Raw genomic sequence first — 16,876 nt, forward strand, 5'->3', positions numbered from 1 at the left:
CGCCGCCATGGCGGGTTTTTCATGAGCGCGGCTCATGGCGCGCACGCGCAATTTTCAACGGATACGATTACCGCTCATCGAGTCGTTTTCTATAGAATGCCTTCCCTTGACCCACGCTCAAGGAATGCCTGTCCCATGATGCCGCTCCGGCCGTTTTTGAATACCGCCCTGATGATCTCCGCCCTTTTGCTTGGCGTGGGCGTTCATGGCGCCGAGCGTGAGCACACTCGATACCCGCTGACGATCGATAACTGCGGCCATGAGCAGACCTTTACGGCACCTCCAAAGCGCATCGTGACGCTTGGGCAGCTTGAGAGCGAGCTGTTGATGGCGCTTGGCGTGGCGGATCGCATCAAAGGCACCTCGGTCTGGCTGGGGCCGGTGAGTGGAGACCTTCAAGCGGTCAGCGAAACAGTGCCGGTACTTAGTCGCAGTGTGCCGAGCTTCGAATCGGTCACTCAACTGCGCCCGGATCTGGTAGCCGCTCAATTCACCTACCATCTCGGTCAGCGGGGTGAGGTGGCCACACGCGAGCAGTTCGAGCAGCTCGGAATCGCGACCTGGGTCTCGCCAAGCGATTGTCTTGGCAAGCAGATTACCGAGTCGTCCAACAGCGATGGGGCGCGAAAACGCCCGTTTACCATGGCAATGATCCGTGACGAAATAAGCCAGCTTGCTCGAATACTGGATGTGATTCCGCAAGGGCAGGCGCTGATCGAGCGATTGGATGCCCGTCTTGCCGCGGCTCAACACCTTCGCCCACATACCCACAAGCACCCGACGGTCATGTATTGGTTTTCGAGTACGCGCCTTCGGGGCGATGCCTGGGTCGGTGGCAGCTATGGCGCGCCTGAAGCCATTTCCCGGGCGCTGGGTCTCAAGAACGTGATTGAAAGCGATCAGGAGTGGCCTGCGGTCAGCTGGGAGAGGATCGCCGACCTGAACCCTGACATTATCGTGATTGCCTCGATGGACCGGCGCAATTTTGCCGCCGATGATGCCGCCAAGAAACGCGCTTTTTTGGAATCGGATCCGGTAGCACGTGAGCTTAGTGCTGTCAGGCACGGGCGTATCATCACGGTAGACGCTCAGGGCCTTAACCCGTCGTTGCATGTGCTCGATGCCATGGAGACAATCGCCGAGCACCTCGATACTGCCCGCGTCGCTGAGTGATGTTCCCTCCTAAATCCGCGCTCACGCTCTGGGCCATATTCCTGGCGGCTTCGCTGTTACTGGGTGTCAACATCGTGCTGGCGGCGTCCATCGGCGAAATGCGCATTCCCTTTGTGATTACTCTTCAAAGCATTGCTCATGGGCTCGGCGTCAGTGATGTATCACTTGATCCAATTCAGCAGGGCATCATCTGGCAATACCGCATGAGCCGCGCGCTGATTGCGGCGTTCAGCGGAGCGGGACTTGCGCTGTGCGGGGTGGTATTGCAGGCCTTGCTTCGAAATGCCCTGGCCGAGCCTTACGTGCTCGGTGTGTCGGCGGGTGCCTCGACCGGAGCGGTTTCGGTGATGCTTGTTGGGGTTGGCGGAGGCGCCATTGGTGTGTCGGCCGGTGCGTTTCTTGGGGCGTTAATGGCGTTTGCGATAGTGATGTTTCTGGCGTCTGGCGTTAGACGGGGCGTTACGCGTGTGATTCTGGCAGGCGTCGCTGCCGCGCAGCTTTTCAATGCGATAACGGCGTGGCTTGTAAGTACGTCGGCCAACGCCGAGCAGTCACGAAGCATCATGTTCTGGCTGTTGGGGAGCCTTGGTGGCGTGCGGTGGTCCGATGTCGAACTCGCCGCTGTCGTGGTCAGTGTGGGCTTCGTACTGTGTTTTTATTTTGCCCGGACGATGGACGCCTTTGCGTTCGGTGAAGACGCCGCCGCCTCGCTCGGTGTATCGGTGCGGGGCGTGCGAGCGGTGCTTTTAATACTGACCGCACTCATCACGGCAACGCTTGTCAGTATCGTCGGTGCAGTGGGCTTCGTCGGACTGGTTATCCCACACGCCGCGCGCTTTCTGATCGGGCCGGGGCATGTGCGGCTCTTGCCCGCCACGGCCTTGATCGGGGCCAATTTCATGGTGCTGTCCGATATCGTGTCTCGTGTCATCGTTGCCCAGCAGACGCTGCCCATCGGCGTGGTAACGGCGCTTTTTGGGGCGCCGGCCTTTGCGCTCATTCTCTACCGCGTAAGAACCGAGGAATGAAAGAACCGAGGAATGAAAGAACCGAGGAATGAAAGGACCGAGGAATGAATATCGAGGGGCGTGAGCTCAGCTGGACACGGCAGCACCAACGTATTGTCGATGGCGTCACGCTCGCTGTCGGGCCGGGCGAAACGCTTGGGCTGATTGGCCCCAACGGGTCAGGTAAGTCATCGCTTCTGCATTTGATGGCAGGGCTTCGTCGACCAAGCGGCGGGCGTGTGTATCTCGATCATGAGCCCATTGACGGGTTGTCACGACGCCAAGTGGCGCAAAAGGTTGCATTGGTGGCGCAGCACTCGACCACCGACGCTGATCTGAGAGTCGAAGAGGTGGTCAGGCTGGGTCGAATTCCTCACAGAGGGCCTCTGCAGGGCTGGACCCGAAGCGATGTTGAGCACGTCGAGCAGGCGCTAGTTCAGGCGGGGCTGGTTGTACTGAGACACCGTCGCTGGCATACGCTCTCCGGTGGCGAACGCCAGCGCACTCAGCTGGCACGCGCGATGGCGCAGCAGCCTGGCGTGCTATTGCTGGATGAGCCGACCAATCACCTGGACATTCAGCATCAGCTCGATCTCTTGACGCGAGTGCGGGCTCTGGCCACGTCGAACATCATTGCCTTGCATGATTTGAATTTGGCCGCGATGTTCTGTGACCGACTGGTGGTTTTGAGCGAGGGACAGCTGGTCGCGCAGGGGGCGCCCGAGGACGTATTGACGCCCGCCTTGATCTGGCGAATCTATGGCGTCGACGCGGCGGTTGAGCGATCGCCTCACCACGGAAAGGCTCAGGTTCACTATCTCGTCTAGCGGCTGGAGCGACGGACCGCGCTGATCGAACTGAATCGATGGGGTGACTGCGTTTGGTGACCCGGCCATGCCAAGTGGGGGTACGAAGCGGCGGATTGGTACGAATGAAACACTAAAAACGCCGCTCGGCATGACCCGTTAGCGGCGTTTTTAGTTGTATCTGGTCGGAGCGACAGGATTCGAACCTGCGACCTCTGCAACCCCATTGCAGCGCGCTACCAAGCTGCGCCACGCTCCGGCTCCGAAGGCTTGCCTTCAGAACGCTGCGTATCCTACACCACTGTTTAGAAAAAGGAAAGAGAAGACTTTTTATTGTTTATTGATCAAGGGATGGCCGAAAATGAGGTGATGCGTGGGTCAATGGATCGAGGGATAAATGGCGGTATTGATTGGGTTTGTGGGGTTGCTGGCGTGCCAGCTTCTGGGTGAGTTGATCGTCAAGGCGGGGCATCTGCCGATTCCAGGGCCCGTAGCGGGCATGATCGTGATGCTTATCGCCCTGATGGTGAGAGGGCGCGTGCCAGACGGCGTGCGCTTTGTATCCGAGGGGCTTTTAAAGTACCTGACTCTTTTATATGTGCCGGCAGGGGTCGGCATCATGGTGTACTTCGCAACGCTTGGCCAGAACCTGCTGACGATTGCGGTCACGCTGGTCGGCTCGATCGTGCTGACCCAGATCGTGACTGCTCTGGTGCTCAAGGCGCTGACGCGAAAGCGCGGCCAAAACGAGGCTGATTGCTCATGACGCCAGCGATCGATCAGCTTTGGGTCTATCTGACCTCTGAGCCGCTCCTTAATCTCTTGCTGACGTTTGTGGCGTACATGGTTGGTGTGACGCTGCACCGTTTTTTCCGAGGGTTCGCGCTGTTTCATCCGGTGATCGTTGCCACGACGCTGATCGTTTTGACGTTGCTCGGCACAGGGACGTCCTACGCGCGTTACTTCGATGGCGCGCAGTTCATTCACTTTCTTCTGGGGCCTGCGACCGTCGCTTTGGCCATTCCGCTGTACGACCATCTGGGCAAGGTGCGCCAAATGCTGTTTCCGATCATGAGTGCCTGTGTGATCGGCATTCTGGTCGCCGCGGTCACGACGCTTGGCATCGCCTACGCGATGGGGGCGTCTCATGAGCTCTTGATGACGCTGGCGCCTCGGTCGGTCACAACGCCGATCGCCATGGGCGTGGCCGATGAGCTGGGTGGTATCCCGTCTCTGGCCGTTGGGTTCGTGATGTTGACGGGCGCCGTTGGTGCAACGACGGGGCCGCTTTTGTTCAAGCTGTTGCGCATTGACGACCCTGCCGTGCAAGGGTTCACCATGGGGCTTTCTGCGCATGGGTTTGGAACCGCACAGAGTTTTTCGACGCTCGGGCCGGTTGCCGGCGCTTTTGCGGGGCTGTCGATGGGGCTGACGGGTCTTGTCACCGCCTTTTTGCTGCCGGTATTGGTGATGTGGTTAGGTGGTTAGATCGCTGTTGCCGGCACACGCATTCAACGCTTGATGGAGAACACTGCATGAGTACGCTCGATATCACCCTGGTTCAGCCCGACCTTCATTGGGAGCAGCCCGAAAGAAACCGGGCCGAGCTCGAGCGTCTGCTCGAGCCCCTGGCGCCGACCGACGTGATCGTGTTGCCGGAGATGTTCGCCACCGGCTTCACGATGAACTCCCGAGAAATGGCGGAGCCCATGGCCTCGAGCGAGACGTTGGCCTGGATGATCGACATGGCTCGCAACACCGGCTCGGTCATGACCGGAAGCGTTGCGATCGAGGACGATGGGGAGTGCTATAACCGAATGCTCTGGGTCACCCCGGAAGGCGAGGTCGTTCACTACGACAAGCGTCATCTCTTTCGAATGGCCGGCGAGCATGAGCGTTACGGCGTGGGCGCCAAGCCTGTCATCGTCGAGCGCAATGGCATCAAGCTGATGCTGAGTGTGTGCTACGACCTGAGGTTTCCCGTATGGCATCGCAATACCACGCTTCGCTATGACGCGCTCCTGTGCATCGCGAATTGGCCGGCGCCTCGCCGCATGGCGTGGCGGACGCTGCTCATGGCGCGTGCGATCGAAAATCTGAGCTACGTCATCGGCGTCAATCGAGTGGGGGAGGATGCCAAGGGGCTTGCGTACAGTGGTGATTCGATGGCCATCGATTTCAAGGGGACACCGCTGTTGGACGAGCCCGAGGGGCAGCCCTTCATTAAAACGGTACGTCTTGATAAAGCGGAGCTCGACCGCTTTCGCGATACTTTCCCAGCCTGGCAGGACGCCGATGCGTTCGAGCTTCATATCGGCTCGTGAACTGCGCAAACATCGAGAGCGAACGTCGAGAGCGAACGTCGAGAGTGAATATTGAAAGGGCCGCCCGCGGGCGGCCCTTCGTTCAACTAGGCAGATGTAACTAACCTATTGCAGGTGCAGGCGTTGCCCTGGGTGGATTGGGCTGTCGGTCTTTAAGTCGTTGAGGCGCGCAAGGCGGCGCGTGGATAGCCCGTTTCTTGCGGCAATAGCGCTTAGAGAGTCACCCGAGCGCACGGTCACCGTGGCGCTTTGAGCGGTGCTGCTTGCAAGCATCTGATCGGTACTTCCGGGCACCAGCAGTGTCTGGCCGGCCCGTAACCGGTTTCCGCTCAGTTGATTGCGCGCCTTGATGACGCTTACCGGTGTGCCATAGCGCTGGGCGATCACCGACAGCGCATCGCCTGACTTGACGGTGTAGGACGACCATACCGTGCGCTCACTGGCCGGGAGCGATGCGAGCGCGCGCTCAAAGCGCTGCTTGCTTTTTGCGGGAATCAAAAGCGGCCCATTGCCAGCCGGTCGAGTGGCCCAGCGGCGATACCCCGGATTCAACGCCCGTATTTCTTCAATGCTTGTGTTTGCAAGGCGGGCGGCGAGCTCGAGATCCAGCTGGCCGTTGGTCTCGACCTCGGCGATCGCCTTGTGATCCGGGACACTTGGCAGGTCCAGCCCGAATTTTTGCGGATCGGCAACGATCGCTGAAAGCGCCAGGAGCTTGGGCACGTAGTCCATGGTTTCGCTGGGCAGTGTCAAATGCCAGTAATCGGTCGGCTCACCTTGCGTGGCCGAACGCGCCTGGGCGCGATTGACCGTGCCGGGGCCGGCATTATAGGCGGCAAGGGCCAGCGACCAGTCGCCGCTGTACCAGCGGTTTCTCATGGTGTCGAGGTAGGTCAGCGCTGCGGTGGTGGCGGAAATGACGTCCTTGCGGCCGTCGTACCACCAGGTGCGATCCAGCCCCATCTCATCGCCGGTGACCGGCATGAACTGCCACATTCCGGTTGCGCCGCTGTAAGGGTGGCGGGCGGTCGGATTGTAGCCGCTCTCGACGAAGGGCAGCAGGGCAATTTCGCTCGGGATGTGTCGGTGCTCGACCTGTCGGGTCACGAAGCGAAGCCAGGGGCGCGCGTGTTCGACGACACCACGCAGGTGCTGAGGGTGGGTCTGATACCAGGTGATCCAGGCCTGCACGCGGGGGTTGTCGGTATCATGGTTCAGCCGAAAGCCGCCACGAAGCCGTTGCCAGAGATCGTTGAAGGGCTTTTCATCCAGTACAAGCTCTGTGTAGAACCCGTTGTCGGTACTGGCCGCGGTGGCCGGCGCTGCAAGGCTTGGCGGTGACAAGAGTAACGAGGCCATGGCCAGCGAGCCGGCAAGGCCTGAGGTAGTGCGTATGACAAATTTAGTGATCATCGAAGGGAATATCCTGAGGATTAAAAGCGGTCCTTCCATGACCGGAGCGTGGTAAAGGTGCTCAAAGCGTCATCGGCTGCGCCGTGGGTCGACGCTGTCGCTTGAATGTCAGGGCGGTCGGTGCGCAGAAATGGATTGAGCGTTTTTTCACGACCGATGGTACTTGGCAGGGTCGGCCGGCCGAGCGAACGTTCGCGCTCGCACGCTTTTTCGAACGCCTCGAGCGCCGTGTTGTCGGGATCTGCCGCGCGGGCAAACGCCACGTTGGCCTGGGTGTATTCATGACCTGCAAAGACCAGCGTGTCGTCGCCGAGACTGCTCAGGCGTTTGAGCGAGGAGAACATCTGCTTTGAGGTGCCCTCGAACAAGCGGCCGCACCCGGCGCAGAACAGCGTGTCACCGCAAAACAGCAGGCTCGGGGTGCCAGCGGCGAGAAAGCTCACGTGATCGAGCGTATGGCCCGGAGTGGCAAGCACTTCGAAGGCCCGGCCCATGACGCGCACGGTATCGCCGTCACTGACCGGGTCGGTCACTTCGTCGATGACTGAGTTGGCCGGGCCAATGATGCGTGGGTTGAAGCGCTCGGCGAGTGTTTTCAAACCGCCGGTATGATCCTTATGGTGATGCGTCACCAGAATCGTTGTCAGTACACGCTCGTTGCGCTCGATGTAGTCGATGACAGGCGCGGCGTCGCCCGGGTCAACGACGGCAATCTGGGGGTCATTGTCCTGCTGTAGAATCCATATATAGTTGTCTTGAAACGCAGGAAGGGGTTTCACGGTCAACATGAAGACCTCGATATAAGTTACGCGATAAACGGGGATGGTCTTGCCTTTGAACGGCGTAAACCTTGCGTGGGAGTGTGGCATATGTCAAATCTCGAGCACCTGATGCGCCCCTCCGGGCCTTGGGCCGAGTGGTACGCGCGCAATGAGGCGTTCTGGGCCGAGCCTGGTGGTCAACGTCTTTTGCGTAACGAGCGCGCTGTACTCGGGCCACGACTGGAGCAGGCGCGCGGTCGATTTGGCCTTGAGCTCTCAAGCGTCGATGCCTTTCTCGATGCCGCGCCCGTGGGCAAGCGCATCTACTGGGCGCCGAGTGTCGAACACGTGGCCAAACCCAGTTCGCTCGTGTGTTTTCCGACCGCGTTGCCACTGCCGGATGCGAGCATGGATGCGGTGGTGCTTCACCACATGCTTGAGAGCATGTCGTCGCCACACCAGGTGTTAAAGGAGGCGGCCCGCGTTACCTCCGACAAGGGGCGTCTGTTCGTTGTGGCCTGGAACCCGCTTGGCGCGTCACGCTTTAGTGGTCGCTATTTAAGTGCACTTCGGCGTGAGTCGCGTACCGTCTGGCGTACAGCTCAACAGCTTGGCGACTGGCTTGCGTTCGTGGACTTCAAGGTGGTCGGCGTGCATTACTGCAATTTCCCTTCTGCGTTTCGCAAGGAGGGCCGTTTCGAAACGCTCGGGCGACGTTACAACATGCCGCTTGGCGCCGATTCGTTTGTCATCGAAGCCTCACGCAAGGGGGTGCCCGTGCAGCCGATCCCGGTGCGTCAGGCGCTCGGGAAATGGTTACCGGCGTCGTTCACCAACCGCGCCGGCATTGCCTGTGATGGGGTTGAGCCTGGCCCGCCTCGGGCGAAAAAGAGCGGTCAGTGATAAACTCGACCGCCCATGTATGCTAGACAGGTTCCGATGTGCGTGAACGACCGAGTGTGACGATCTATACCGATGGAGGCTGTCGTGGAAACCCGGGTCCGGGCGGTTGGGGAGCAGTGCTCCAATCCGGCGGCCATGAGAAGTGCCTTAAAGGCGGGGATCCGGCCACGACCAACAATCGCATGGAACTGATGGCAGCGATTCAAGCGCTGAAGGCGCTGACCGTGCCCTGCACCGTGGATCTCTGGACCGATTCACAATACGTTCGAAAGGGCATGACGGAGTGGATTCAGGGCTGGATCAAGAAAGGCTGGAAAACCGCGTCCAAGCAGCCGGTCAAGAACGACGATCTTTGGAAGGCGTTGCTCGAGGAATGTGAGCGTCATAATGTCGAGTGGCATTGGGTCAAGGGACACAATGGCCACCCAGGCAATGAGCGCGCCGATCAATTGGCGAATGAGGCCATGGACGAGGCGAAAGCGAGTTCGTGACGCACGCTTTAATCAAACAGTTACTCAGGTAGGTCTGTAATGGCGGGCAGAAGTATAGTGCTTGATACCGAAACCACTGGTATCGACCCCAAAGAAGGGCATCGGCTGGTTGAAATTGGTGCGGTCGAAGTGGTCAATCGCCGGTTTACCGGGCGTGTTTACCATCAATACATCAATCCTGAGCGTCATATCGATGACGAGGTCGTGGCCATTCATGGCATAGATAACGCAAAGGTGGCCAATGAGCCCACCTTTCGCGAGGTGGCCGACGAGTTCTGGACCTTCATTCAGGGCGCAGAGCTGATTATTCATAACGCGGCCTTCGATGTCGGATTTCTCGATTTTGAATTCGACATGCTCAACAAGGAACGCGGTTCGCCGGTTCTTGGGCCGATCAAGTCGCACTGCAGTGTGCTCGATACGCTGAAGATGGCGCGCGACCGCCATCCAGGGCAGCGAAACAACCTCGATGCCCTGTGCAAGCGTTATGATGTGAACAATAGCCATCGTGAGCTTCATGGCGCCCTGCTGGACGCTGAAATCCTGGCCGACGTCTATCTTGCCATGACCGGCGGCCAAACCGCGTTGGTGCTCGGTGACTCAGACCATCAACAGACTCAGGAGAATCAGCGCCTGGCCGATGATCATGCCTCGATTTCGATTCAGGCCGACCGGCAAGCGCTTCGAGTCGTTGCACCGACCGACGCCGAGTGGCAGGCGCATCGGCAAAAACTCGACAACATTCGAAGCAAAGCCGGCAGCTGCTTTTGGGACACATTGACCGTTAGTCAAACGGAGCGTGATTGAGCCATGTTCGAACGGTCTCTGGTAGGGCTTGATCGCACACGAAAAGGGGCGCTGATTCGAATGAACGGGGTTGGGGTCTGCCCTGGAGACGACGGGGTACTCGCCCTCGACCGACGTTGGCCGGATCATGCCGTCGCGCTCGGATGGTTTCGAACGCACCCCGTGGCAGTTGTGTTCGAGCCTGAAAACACCGAGGAGTGGCCCGGCGCCCGCGGCTGGTTTTCCCAGCTCGATGGTGCACAGACTGAACTGTTATCGACAGCACTCCAAGTGGCGAGCTGGCAGCGGGATCATCGCTTTTGTGGCCGCTGCGGTCATGAAATGCGCCGCAAGCCGTTTGAGTTCGCCATGGTCTGCCCGTCGTGCAGGTTCGCAAGCTTCCCCCGAATCTCGCCATGCATCATTACGTTGATCACGCGTGGCGATGCGCTTCTGCTGGCAAGAAGCCCCCGATTTTCCGTCGGCCGATTCAGTACGCTTGCAGGCTTCATCGAGCCGGGTGAGACGGTCGAGGCCGCGGTGCGCCGTGAGGTAATGGAGGAAGTAGGCGTTCGTGTCGGTGAGGTCGAGTATTTCGGCAGTCAGTCCTGGCCGTTTCCCCATTCGCTGATGATGGGGTTTTATGGTGAGGCACTGAGCGAGGAGATTACCATTGATGGTGTCGAGATCGAGGCAGCGGACTGGTTCTACCCAGACCAGCTGCCGGGACTTCCGCCCTCATTTTCGATTGCGAGAGCGCTGATCGATAATTTCATTGAAGGTCGGTGAGACTGCTCGATCAGGCCTGCATGTGTGGAAACAGACGCTTTAAGCGGGTGGCCACGATCCAATCGCCCTTGACCTTGATGTCGCCCATCATCATGGCGGTTGCGCCGCTGGCTTCCCCGTTGAAAATCTTTTTGAGTGTGTCCCGGTCGGTCATGAAAACGATGTCGGGGGTAGGGTGTGAGCCCTCATGGAACTGCATGGTGCCGTCATCAACGGTCAGCGTGTAGGTGTCGCCGTCGCTGAGTTCGAACATGAAGACATTATGGATGTTGCGTGCGGCTTTGGGGTTGAAATGCTGATGCAGCTTGGCCTTGATGCTTTCGACCAGTGTTGACATGTGTGTATCCTCTAACGTTTCTGCCGTCAAACGGGCCCGTGATGGGCGCAGGGCGGTGGCCGAGTATTCAGCATAGGAACAATCATGGATTGGTTATTCGAATTCGGGCTTTTTTTCGCCAAGGTGGCGACGTTTGTTATTGCCTTCGGGGCACTCATCGTCATCATCGCCAAGGCCCGTGGTGGTTCAACAACGCGTCAGCACCTCCGAATTCGCGATCGTCAGGAGTATTATCGCCAGTATCGCGAACAACTGGAGGCTGCTCAGCAGGAAAAAAGTGCACGCCAGCAGTTCAAGAAAGCCCGCGCCAAGGCGGATAAAAAAGCCTTGAAGTCTGCCAAGAAGGTGCACAAACAGGATAAGGATGTTCCTTCGACGCCAACGCTCTGGGTGCTCGATTTTAACGGTGACATACGCGCCTCACGGGAGCCGTCGTTCAGCCAGGAGATAACAGCGCTGTTGCCGCTTTTGAAAAAAGGCGATGAGGTGGTCGTTCGGCTCGAGTCAGGAGGGGGGCTGGTGCATGCCTATGGGCTGGCTGCTTCCCAGATCGAGCGGCTCAAGCAGGGCGGCGCTCGCTTGAGCGTGTGCGTGGATAAAGTTGCGGCCAGTGGCGGTTACATGATGGCCTGCTGCGCCGATCATGTGGTAGCTGCGCCCTTTGCGGTGATTGGTTCGATTGGCGTCGTCGCGCAGGTACCCAATTTTCATCGGTTTCTCAAGAAAAACGATGTGGATGTCGAGGTTCTGACGGCGGGCCGTCATAAGCGAACGCTGACACTCCTTGGTGAAAATACTGAAGAAGGCCGCCAGAAGTTTCTGGAGGATTTGAAAAGTACTCACCAGCTGTTCAAGTCCCACGTCAGTGCGCGCCGCCCTGAACTGGACATCGAACAAGTGGCCGATGGCGAAATCTGGTACGGCCAGCAGGCGCTCGACAAGGGGTTGATCGATCAGGTGACGACAAGCGATGAGTACATCGAATCGAAGTCGGCGTCATTCAAGGTGCTCGAGATCACACTGGTCGAGAAACAGTCGCCGCTTTCTCGTCTGGGCGGGCGCGTTCAGTCGCTGGTCGAGCGCGGAGTGGATGCTCGAATCAAGCAGGTGATGGAGCAGGAGTGGCAGCGTTATTAGTCGTCCTAATAAGGTGGTGTGTTCCTCATGAAAAAAGCCGGCAAATGCCGGCTTTTTTGTGCTCGACAGGACGCCGAGACGGTGTGTATAGCGATTAGCCCTGAAGGGTGCCGAGCGTTTTCAGTACGGCCTTGGCGTGCTCACCTTTGAGCGAATAGTAGATGGTCTGTGAGGCGCGACGTGTGCTCACCAGGCCTTCACGGCGAAGTACTGCCAGGTGCTGGGAAAGCGCGGACTGACTGAGCTCAAGTTTTGCATTCAGTTCTGAAACCGATTGCTCGCCTTCCTGCAGGAGACACAGGATGCGCAGACGGTTTTCGTTGGCCATGGCCTTGAGTATTGGAGTAGCTTCAAGAATAACCATTTCGGACTCGGTGCTGTTGGTGTGTGCGGTATCAAAAAGGCCCATAAGACATCCTCAAGTGTTTAGGAAAAATGATTAAGGGAATAATCATTTAAATACCCCTCATTGTACAAATGCCGAATTAAACGTTTTTTCATCGCTATCAACGTTTTCACCTGCGATGGAGATTTTGGACAACGTTCACGTCTCTGGTTAAAATCGGTTTCCGTTCAAGGGGTTCCCTTACCCCCTTAGTTAAAAAGGCATTTTTCAATGGTATTTGGCCGTCATTCAACGACCCCCCTCGAAGCCAGACTGGTTCTTGCGCACCTCACGATAATTTGTATCAGTAATATATTGGTACAATATCCCTTAACCTTGTTTGGATGGCACACCACTTGGGGAGCGTTCAGTTTTCCGCTTATTTTCGTGTTGACGGATCTGACCGTACGGCTGGTTGGCCAAAGCTCGGCCAGAAACGTGGTCTTTATGGCAATGCTGCCCGCGCTTGCACTTTCTTACCTTGCTTCGCTCATGCTCAACCACGAAGGGCCACTGTTTTCGCTAAATACGCTTTTGGACCCGATCGGTGCGCGAGTGGCTCTGGCAAGTTTCGGTGCCTACGTGGCAGGACAGCTATGTGATGTCATTTGTTTCGCACGCCTTCGTAAACGCGGATACGGGGCGGGAGCGCCGGTGCTTTCGACGATTTTTGGAAATTTGCTCGATACATTTACGTTTTTTGCCATTGCGTTTTACGCAAGCTCCAATACGTTCATGGCCGCTCATTGGGTCGAGATCGCTTGGGTGGATTACCTGATCAAGCTCACGGCAAGCGCCTTTATATTTTTGCCGCTCTATGGCCTCGGTGTCAGTGTGCTTAAACGTCGGATCAGTACGTATACTGTGTCGTTGTCCAGCCACTGATGCGCCGTCGCGCACTTCAAGGATGTTTTGATGACCAGTCGTATCACCCTCCGTCAGCTCAGTGTATTCGTGGCCGTTGCACGGTCGGGGTCTGTGAGCGCTGCGGCTCGAAAGCTTGGGTTATCTCAGTCGGCGACCAGCCAGGCCTTGACCGAATTTGAACGCCAGCTTGGTGTGAGTGTGGCCGAACGGCTGGGTCGCCGGCTCGAGTTGAACGCTGTCGGACAGCGGCTTCTTGCCCGCGCTGAGCGGCTGCTCGATGAAGTCGATCAGTTTGAAAGCGAAGCACAGGAGCCGGATGGGCCCCTGAGCGGTGAGCTGCGACTCTCGGCCAGCGCCACCGTCGGGAGTTATCTCATGCCGCGCATTATCGGCGAATTTACTGCGCGCTACCCAGACGTTCGGCTGGACTTAAAGCTGCGCAATACGTTCGATGTTATTGAAAGCGTGCGCAAGTTCGAGGCTGACCTAGGACTGATCGAGGGAATCTGTAATCAGCGAGAGTTGATCAGCGTGCCGTGGCAGGAAGATCGCCTGGTCATTGTTGCAGCGCCTACGCATCCGCTGGCCCTTCAAGGGACGGTGACCGAGCAGGAGCTTGCCAAGGCCGATTGGGTGTTGCGCGAGGAGGGGTCGGGCACGCGCGCTGTTTTCGAGGCGGCCATTCATGAACGTCTCGAGCGGTTGAATATCCGACTGGAGCTTGGTCAGCACGAAGCCATCAAGCAGGCCGTACGTGCAGGGCTGGGGCTTGGGTGTCTGTCAGAGCTTGCGGTGGAGGAGGAGTTGGCGTCGGGCAGTCTGGTCGAGCTGAACCTTGAGGGGTTGTCACTCAAGCGCCACTTTTACATGGTCTGGCATGCCAGCCGCTATCGAAGCCCGGTCTGGCAAGCCTTCAAGGTCCATCTTGACGATATGACCCGAGCCGCGCGTTCGGTGTAAGGAGTAATCATGAGCGTGACATTGGCGTCACTGGACAGCGGAGAGGCATCGGGCGGGTTCTTGCCGGTTGTTATCCTTCACGGATTAATGGGCAGCGCAGATAACTGGCGCTCCTACATCAAGGAGTGGAGTGCCCACACCCGAGTGGTTGCTTTTGATCTTAGAAATCACGGGCGCTCACCTCATGTTACGGGCATGAATTATGACGCCATGGCCGATGACGTGATGGCGGGGCTCAAGACGCACGGCATCACGCGGTGCTGTCTGATCGGGCACTCCATGGGGGGGAAGGTTGCCATGACGCTTGCAAGGCGCGATCCCGAGTGCGTGGAACGCTTGGTCGTAGCCGATGTGGCGCCAGTGGCCTACCAGCACGGTCACGACGATATCTTCAAGGCCATGCGGGCTGTCGAATCCGCGCGACCCAAAAGCCGCTCCCAAGCCGATGCGGTCATGAAAGACGTGATCGAGAGCGTCGCCACGCGTCAGTTTTTGGCGACAAACCTCACGCGCGCCGAAGGCGAGTTTGTCTGGCGCGTCGGGCTTGATGAAATCGAGGCCGATTATGACTCGATCATCGCCGCACCGGGGGGCTCCAAAACGTTCGAAAAACCCACGCTGTTTCTCAGAGGCGGGGCGTCATCGTACGTTGACGAGGAAGGCATCGAGGCAGCACGTTCTTTGTTCACGGATCTAACGATTGAAACGCTGGAGGGCGTCGGTCATTGGGTTCACGCCGAGGCGCCCAAGGCGTTTCGTGAGCATGTTGTACGTTTTTTGACTTAAATTGCCTTATGACCTGAGCCATTTTTGACCTGGTGCGTTTTTGATAGGGAGCGCACGTATTGATCAGAGTTCGTCCAGCGGAACGAGAGTGAGAGTCTGCCTAAGCGCCGGTTTCATAAGGTATCGGTTGAGAAGGTGATAGATGTCGACATCGAACGGTGCGCTTTTCACATTCGTGTTCTCTCCGAGCTGGCCCAGGTAGCACCAGTGATCGAACACGTGGCCTCGTTGCGTGTCATCGCCTTCAAAAATGGCCACCGGGCCCTCCCAGGGCCATGCGGTAACGCGCCAGGCCTCCAGCGCGGTTTCGGCCCGTGCGTCATGATCCCCTAGAGGCTCGATGCCCTGGCAGGCACCTCGGCATCGACCGATCTGATGGGCAAAGCATCGACCCTTGGCCGACTCCAACCCCATGAGCTTGGGGCACAGGGCATTGTCTCGGGTCAGCGTCGTCATGGCGTCAATGGCGTCGCGTTTTCGACGAAAAAGCCCGTAATACGCGCCGTCGCTGTCTGTATGGCGCTCCGTGGTCAAGACTGGTCGCGTTTGCCCTATGTCCCAGTGCCAACTGAAAAGTGTCTTCGCGCGTCTAAGCTTCCGATTGAACAAAGGCGCGCGTGCCTTGATCAATGTGCTCTCGATGAGCTGGGCGCTGAAGTCCCCACCCGTCAATCGATACTCGATGCGCTCGATCTGCTGGGTCATCTTGAGTGTGCGGTCGTCCTGCAATGCGCCGGTGAAATGACTCGCGATGCGTGTTTTCAGATCGACGCTCTTGCCAATATAGAGCAGTATGTCGTTGTGCCCGTAAAACAGGTACACCCCTGGATGGTGGGGAATGCGTTGCCACTCGTTCGGTGATACATGCGCCGGCAGGCTTCGGGAGCGCCACTGCATCTCGATCTGTTGATCGACCTCGACCTGACCCACGCGGTCGACCAGGGCCTGCCAAGCCTTTTGTAGATCGGCTGCGCACTCAAGGATTGAAAGCGGTTCGCTGTCGAGCCCAAGTGCGGAATAAAGCCGCTTTACGCCGATGGTATGGCGAGCAGTCGGCATCGCGTGGGGGGCGGCACGTTTCAAAAAGGCAAGCCATAGTCGCGCGTCGAGAACAACCAGCCTCGATGACGCACACCAGGCAATCAGGTCGTTCACGGCGCCTTGTTCGTGGCCCTTGGGCACGTGTTGTTGCCAGAAAAAGGTACCTGAGCTCGAATGCGTCTGGGCGCAGAGCAGGGTGATGCGGTCTCGAGACGGTCGGGGGCCCGACGTCTCGAAGTAAATAAAGGTGGTCTGAGGTTCGGCGCCCGGTGAAGGAGTATCGGTCATGTTGGGCGTTTTGTGCCCCTTGACGTCTAGCGGGAGGTCGTTTCGAGGTCGGCGTGATAGCGCTGGATAAATCGGCGCATGGCCTCGACGGTTTCGTCACTGCAGTGGTGTTCGATGCCTTCGGAATCGGCGCGAGCGACGGCATCTGGCACACCGAGTGCGAGCAGCGTGTTCAACACGACTTCGTGGCGCTTGGCGACCTTGAGTGCCAGGTTCTCACCCTGTTCGGTCAGGAAAATACCACGGTAGGGGCGTGCATTGACCAACCCGTCGCGCTTCAAGCGAGTAACCACTTTTGATACCGCCGCAGGGCTCACGCCAAAGCGCTCTGCGAGATCGCTGGCTCGAGCTTCACCTAGATGCTGGTGGAGATGGGCGATCTCTTCCACATAGTCTTCGACGAGTTCACGTTGATGATCCTGCCGAACGCGCTCGAAATGCTCGTGATGTGGGGTTGCAGTCATGAGTCTCTCTTTATCACTCGCTATGGCACGTAAGATAACATAAAGCGGTCATTCGGTAACGGGCGGGGCGCACGGCTGCCGAACATCGACGTTATTCAGTCGACACACCACTTTGAGTCATATAGTACCACGACGGTATTGAATCGCCTAAGAGGCGC

General features: G+C 58.1%; 20 protein-coding genes and 1 tRNA gene. 14 read left to right on the top strand and 7 right to left on the bottom strand.

The features are described 5' to 3' along the window. Positions 1-135: 135 nt before the first annotated feature. Genes NAT23_RS01870 through NAT23_RS01880 form a run of 3 tightly spaced genes read left to right on the top strand, consistent with a single transcriptional unit; the run spans position 136 to position 3,007 of the window. On the top strand, positions 136-1,173 hold the full coding sequence (locus NAT23_RS01870) for an ABC transporter substrate-binding protein (RefSeq protein WP_251924945.1): 1,038 nt from the start codon (positions 136-138) through the stop codon (positions 1,171-1,173). After that, on the top strand, positions 1,173-2,201 hold the full coding sequence (locus NAT23_RS01875; protein ID WP_251926200.1) for a FecCD family ABC transporter permease: 1,029 nt from the start codon (positions 1,173-1,175) through the stop codon (positions 2,199-2,201). Before NAT23_RS01870 ends, NAT23_RS01875 begins: the two co-directional genes overlap by 1 nt. A gap of 44 nt (positions 2,202-2,245) precedes the next feature. Next, positions 2,246-3,007, top strand: a complete 762-nt coding sequence (locus NAT23_RS01880; protein ID WP_251924946.1) for an ABC transporter ATP-binding protein — start codon at positions 2,246-2,248, stop codon at positions 3,005-3,007. A 161-nt stretch (positions 3,008-3,168) separates the two neighbouring features. Here NAT23_RS01880 and NAT23_RS01885 read toward each other — a convergent pair. Next, positions 3,169-3,245, bottom strand: a tRNA-Pro gene (locus NAT23_RS01885). A 138-nt stretch (positions 3,246-3,383) separates the two neighbouring features. Here NAT23_RS01885 and NAT23_RS01890 point away from each other — a divergent pair. From NAT23_RS01890 to NAT23_RS01900, 3 genes are read left to right on the top strand one after another with little or no spacing between them, the layout of a single operon-like run. After that, a complete protein-coding gene (locus tag NAT23_RS01890) occupies positions 3,384-3,752 on the top strand; it encodes a CidA/LrgA family protein (protein WP_251924948.1) in 369 nt (122 codons plus the stop codon). Further along, the gene (locus tag NAT23_RS01895) at positions 3,749-4,474 is read left to right on the top strand and encodes an LrgB family protein (protein WP_251924949.1); all 726 of its coding nucleotides are present in this window, start codon (positions 3,749-3,751) and stop codon (positions 4,472-4,474) included. The genes NAT23_RS01890 and NAT23_RS01895 overlap by 4 nt, the downstream gene beginning before the upstream one ends. Positions 4,475-4,521: 47 nt before the next feature. After that, positions 4,522-5,310: an amidohydrolase gene (locus NAT23_RS01900; protein ID WP_251924951.1), complete on the top strand. Its 789-nt coding sequence runs from the start codon at positions 4,522-4,524 to the stop codon at positions 5,308-5,310. A gap of 105 nt (positions 5,311-5,415) precedes the next feature. Here NAT23_RS01900 and NAT23_RS01905 read toward each other — a convergent pair whose 3' ends face one another. Beyond that, positions 5,416-6,723: a LysM peptidoglycan-binding domain-containing protein gene (locus NAT23_RS01905; RefSeq protein ID WP_251924953.1), complete on the bottom strand. Its 1,308-nt coding sequence runs from the start codon at positions 6,721-6,723 to the stop codon at positions 5,416-5,418. 20 nt (positions 6,724-6,743) lie between these two features. After that, the gene (gene gloB / locus NAT23_RS01910; RefSeq protein WP_251924955.1) at positions 6,744-7,511 is read right to left on the bottom strand and encodes a hydroxyacylglutathione hydrolase; all 768 of its coding nucleotides are present in this window, start codon (positions 7,509-7,511) and stop codon (positions 6,744-6,746) included. Positions 7,512-7,592: 81 nt separating this feature from the next. Between gloB and NAT23_RS01915 the strand changes: the two genes are divergently transcribed. From NAT23_RS01915 to nudC, 4 genes are read left to right on the top strand one after another with little or no spacing between them, the layout of a single operon-like run. Then, positions 7,593-8,387 carry a class I SAM-dependent methyltransferase gene (locus NAT23_RS01915; protein WP_251924958.1) on the top strand — a complete coding sequence of 265 codons (795 nt, stop codon included), beginning with the start codon at positions 7,593-7,595 and terminating at the stop codon, positions 8,385-8,387. A gap of 38 nt (positions 8,388-8,425) precedes the next feature. Next, positions 8,426-8,878: a ribonuclease HI gene (gene rnhA, locus NAT23_RS01920; RefSeq protein ID WP_251924959.1), complete on the top strand. Its 453-nt coding sequence runs from the start codon at positions 8,426-8,428 to the stop codon at positions 8,876-8,878. Between the two features lie 39 nt (positions 8,879-8,917). Further along, positions 8,918-9,685, top strand: a complete 768-nt coding sequence (dnaQ, locus tag NAT23_RS01925; protein ID WP_251924961.1) for a DNA polymerase III subunit epsilon — start codon at positions 8,918-8,920, stop codon at positions 9,683-9,685. A 3-nt stretch (positions 9,686-9,688) separates the two neighbouring features. Then, positions 9,689-10,453 carry an NAD(+) diphosphatase gene (gene nudC, locus NAT23_RS01930; protein WP_251924970.1) on the top strand — a complete coding sequence of 255 codons (765 nt, stop codon included), beginning with the start codon at positions 9,689-9,691 and terminating at the stop codon, positions 10,451-10,453. Positions 10,454-10,463: 10 nt separating this feature from the next. Here the strand turns inward: nudC and NAT23_RS01935 are convergent, their stop codons facing one another. Then, positions 10,464-10,790: an SCP2 sterol-binding domain-containing protein gene (locus tag NAT23_RS01935; protein WP_251924972.1), complete on the bottom strand. Its 327-nt coding sequence runs from the start codon at positions 10,788-10,790 to the stop codon at positions 10,464-10,466. A gap of 84 nt (positions 10,791-10,874) precedes the next feature. Between NAT23_RS01935 and sohB the strand changes: the two genes are divergently transcribed. After that, the gene (gene sohB, locus NAT23_RS01940) at positions 10,875-11,927 is read left to right on the top strand and encodes a protease SohB (protein ID WP_286009897.1); all 1,053 of its coding nucleotides are present in this window, start codon (positions 10,875-10,877) and stop codon (positions 11,925-11,927) included. Positions 11,928-12,021: 94 nt separating this feature from the next. Here sohB and NAT23_RS01945 read toward each other — a convergent pair whose 3' ends face one another. After that, positions 12,022-12,336, bottom strand: coding sequence for an ArsR/SmtB family transcription factor (locus NAT23_RS01945; protein WP_251589914.1), 315 nt, complete (start codon positions 12,334-12,336; stop codon positions 12,022-12,024). 207 nt (positions 12,337-12,543) lie between these two features. On the opposite strand from NAT23_RS01945, the gene NAT23_RS01950 reads away from it, so the two are divergent. From NAT23_RS01950 to NAT23_RS01960, 3 genes are read left to right on the top strand one after another with little or no spacing between them, the layout of a single operon-like run. After that, a complete protein-coding gene (locus tag NAT23_RS01950) occupies positions 12,544-13,197 on the top strand; it encodes a queuosine precursor transporter (RefSeq protein ID WP_251924975.1) in 654 nt (217 codons plus the stop codon). A gap of 30 nt (positions 13,198-13,227) precedes the next feature. Continuing rightward, positions 13,228-14,139 carry a LysR family transcriptional regulator gene (locus tag NAT23_RS01955; RefSeq protein WP_251924977.1) on the top strand — a complete coding sequence of 304 codons (912 nt, stop codon included), beginning with the start codon at positions 13,228-13,230 and terminating at the stop codon, positions 14,137-14,139. A gap of 9 nt (positions 14,140-14,148) precedes the next feature. Further along, complete coding sequence (locus NAT23_RS01960; protein WP_251924979.1) at positions 14,149-14,925, top strand: alpha/beta fold hydrolase; 777 nt, start codon at positions 14,149-14,151, stop codon at positions 14,923-14,925. Positions 14,926-14,988: 63 nt separating this feature from the next. Here the strand turns inward: NAT23_RS01960 and NAT23_RS01965 are convergent, their stop codons facing one another. Further along, positions 14,989-16,254, bottom strand: a complete 1,266-nt coding sequence (locus NAT23_RS01965) for a GIY-YIG nuclease family protein (protein WP_251924981.1) — start codon at positions 16,252-16,254, stop codon at positions 14,989-14,991. 26 nt (positions 16,255-16,280) lie between these two features. After that, positions 16,281-16,754 carry a manganese-binding transcriptional regulator MntR gene (gene mntR / locus NAT23_RS01970; RefSeq protein WP_433962192.1) on the bottom strand — a complete coding sequence of 158 codons (474 nt, stop codon included), beginning with the start codon at positions 16,752-16,754 and terminating at the stop codon, positions 16,281-16,283. Positions 16,755-16,876 lie beyond the last annotated feature (122 nt).

It is taken from the genome of Larsenimonas salina (assembly GCF_023736155.1).
GTDB lineage: Bacteria > Pseudomonadota > Gammaproteobacteria > Pseudomonadales > Halomonadaceae > Larsenimonas > Larsenimonas salina.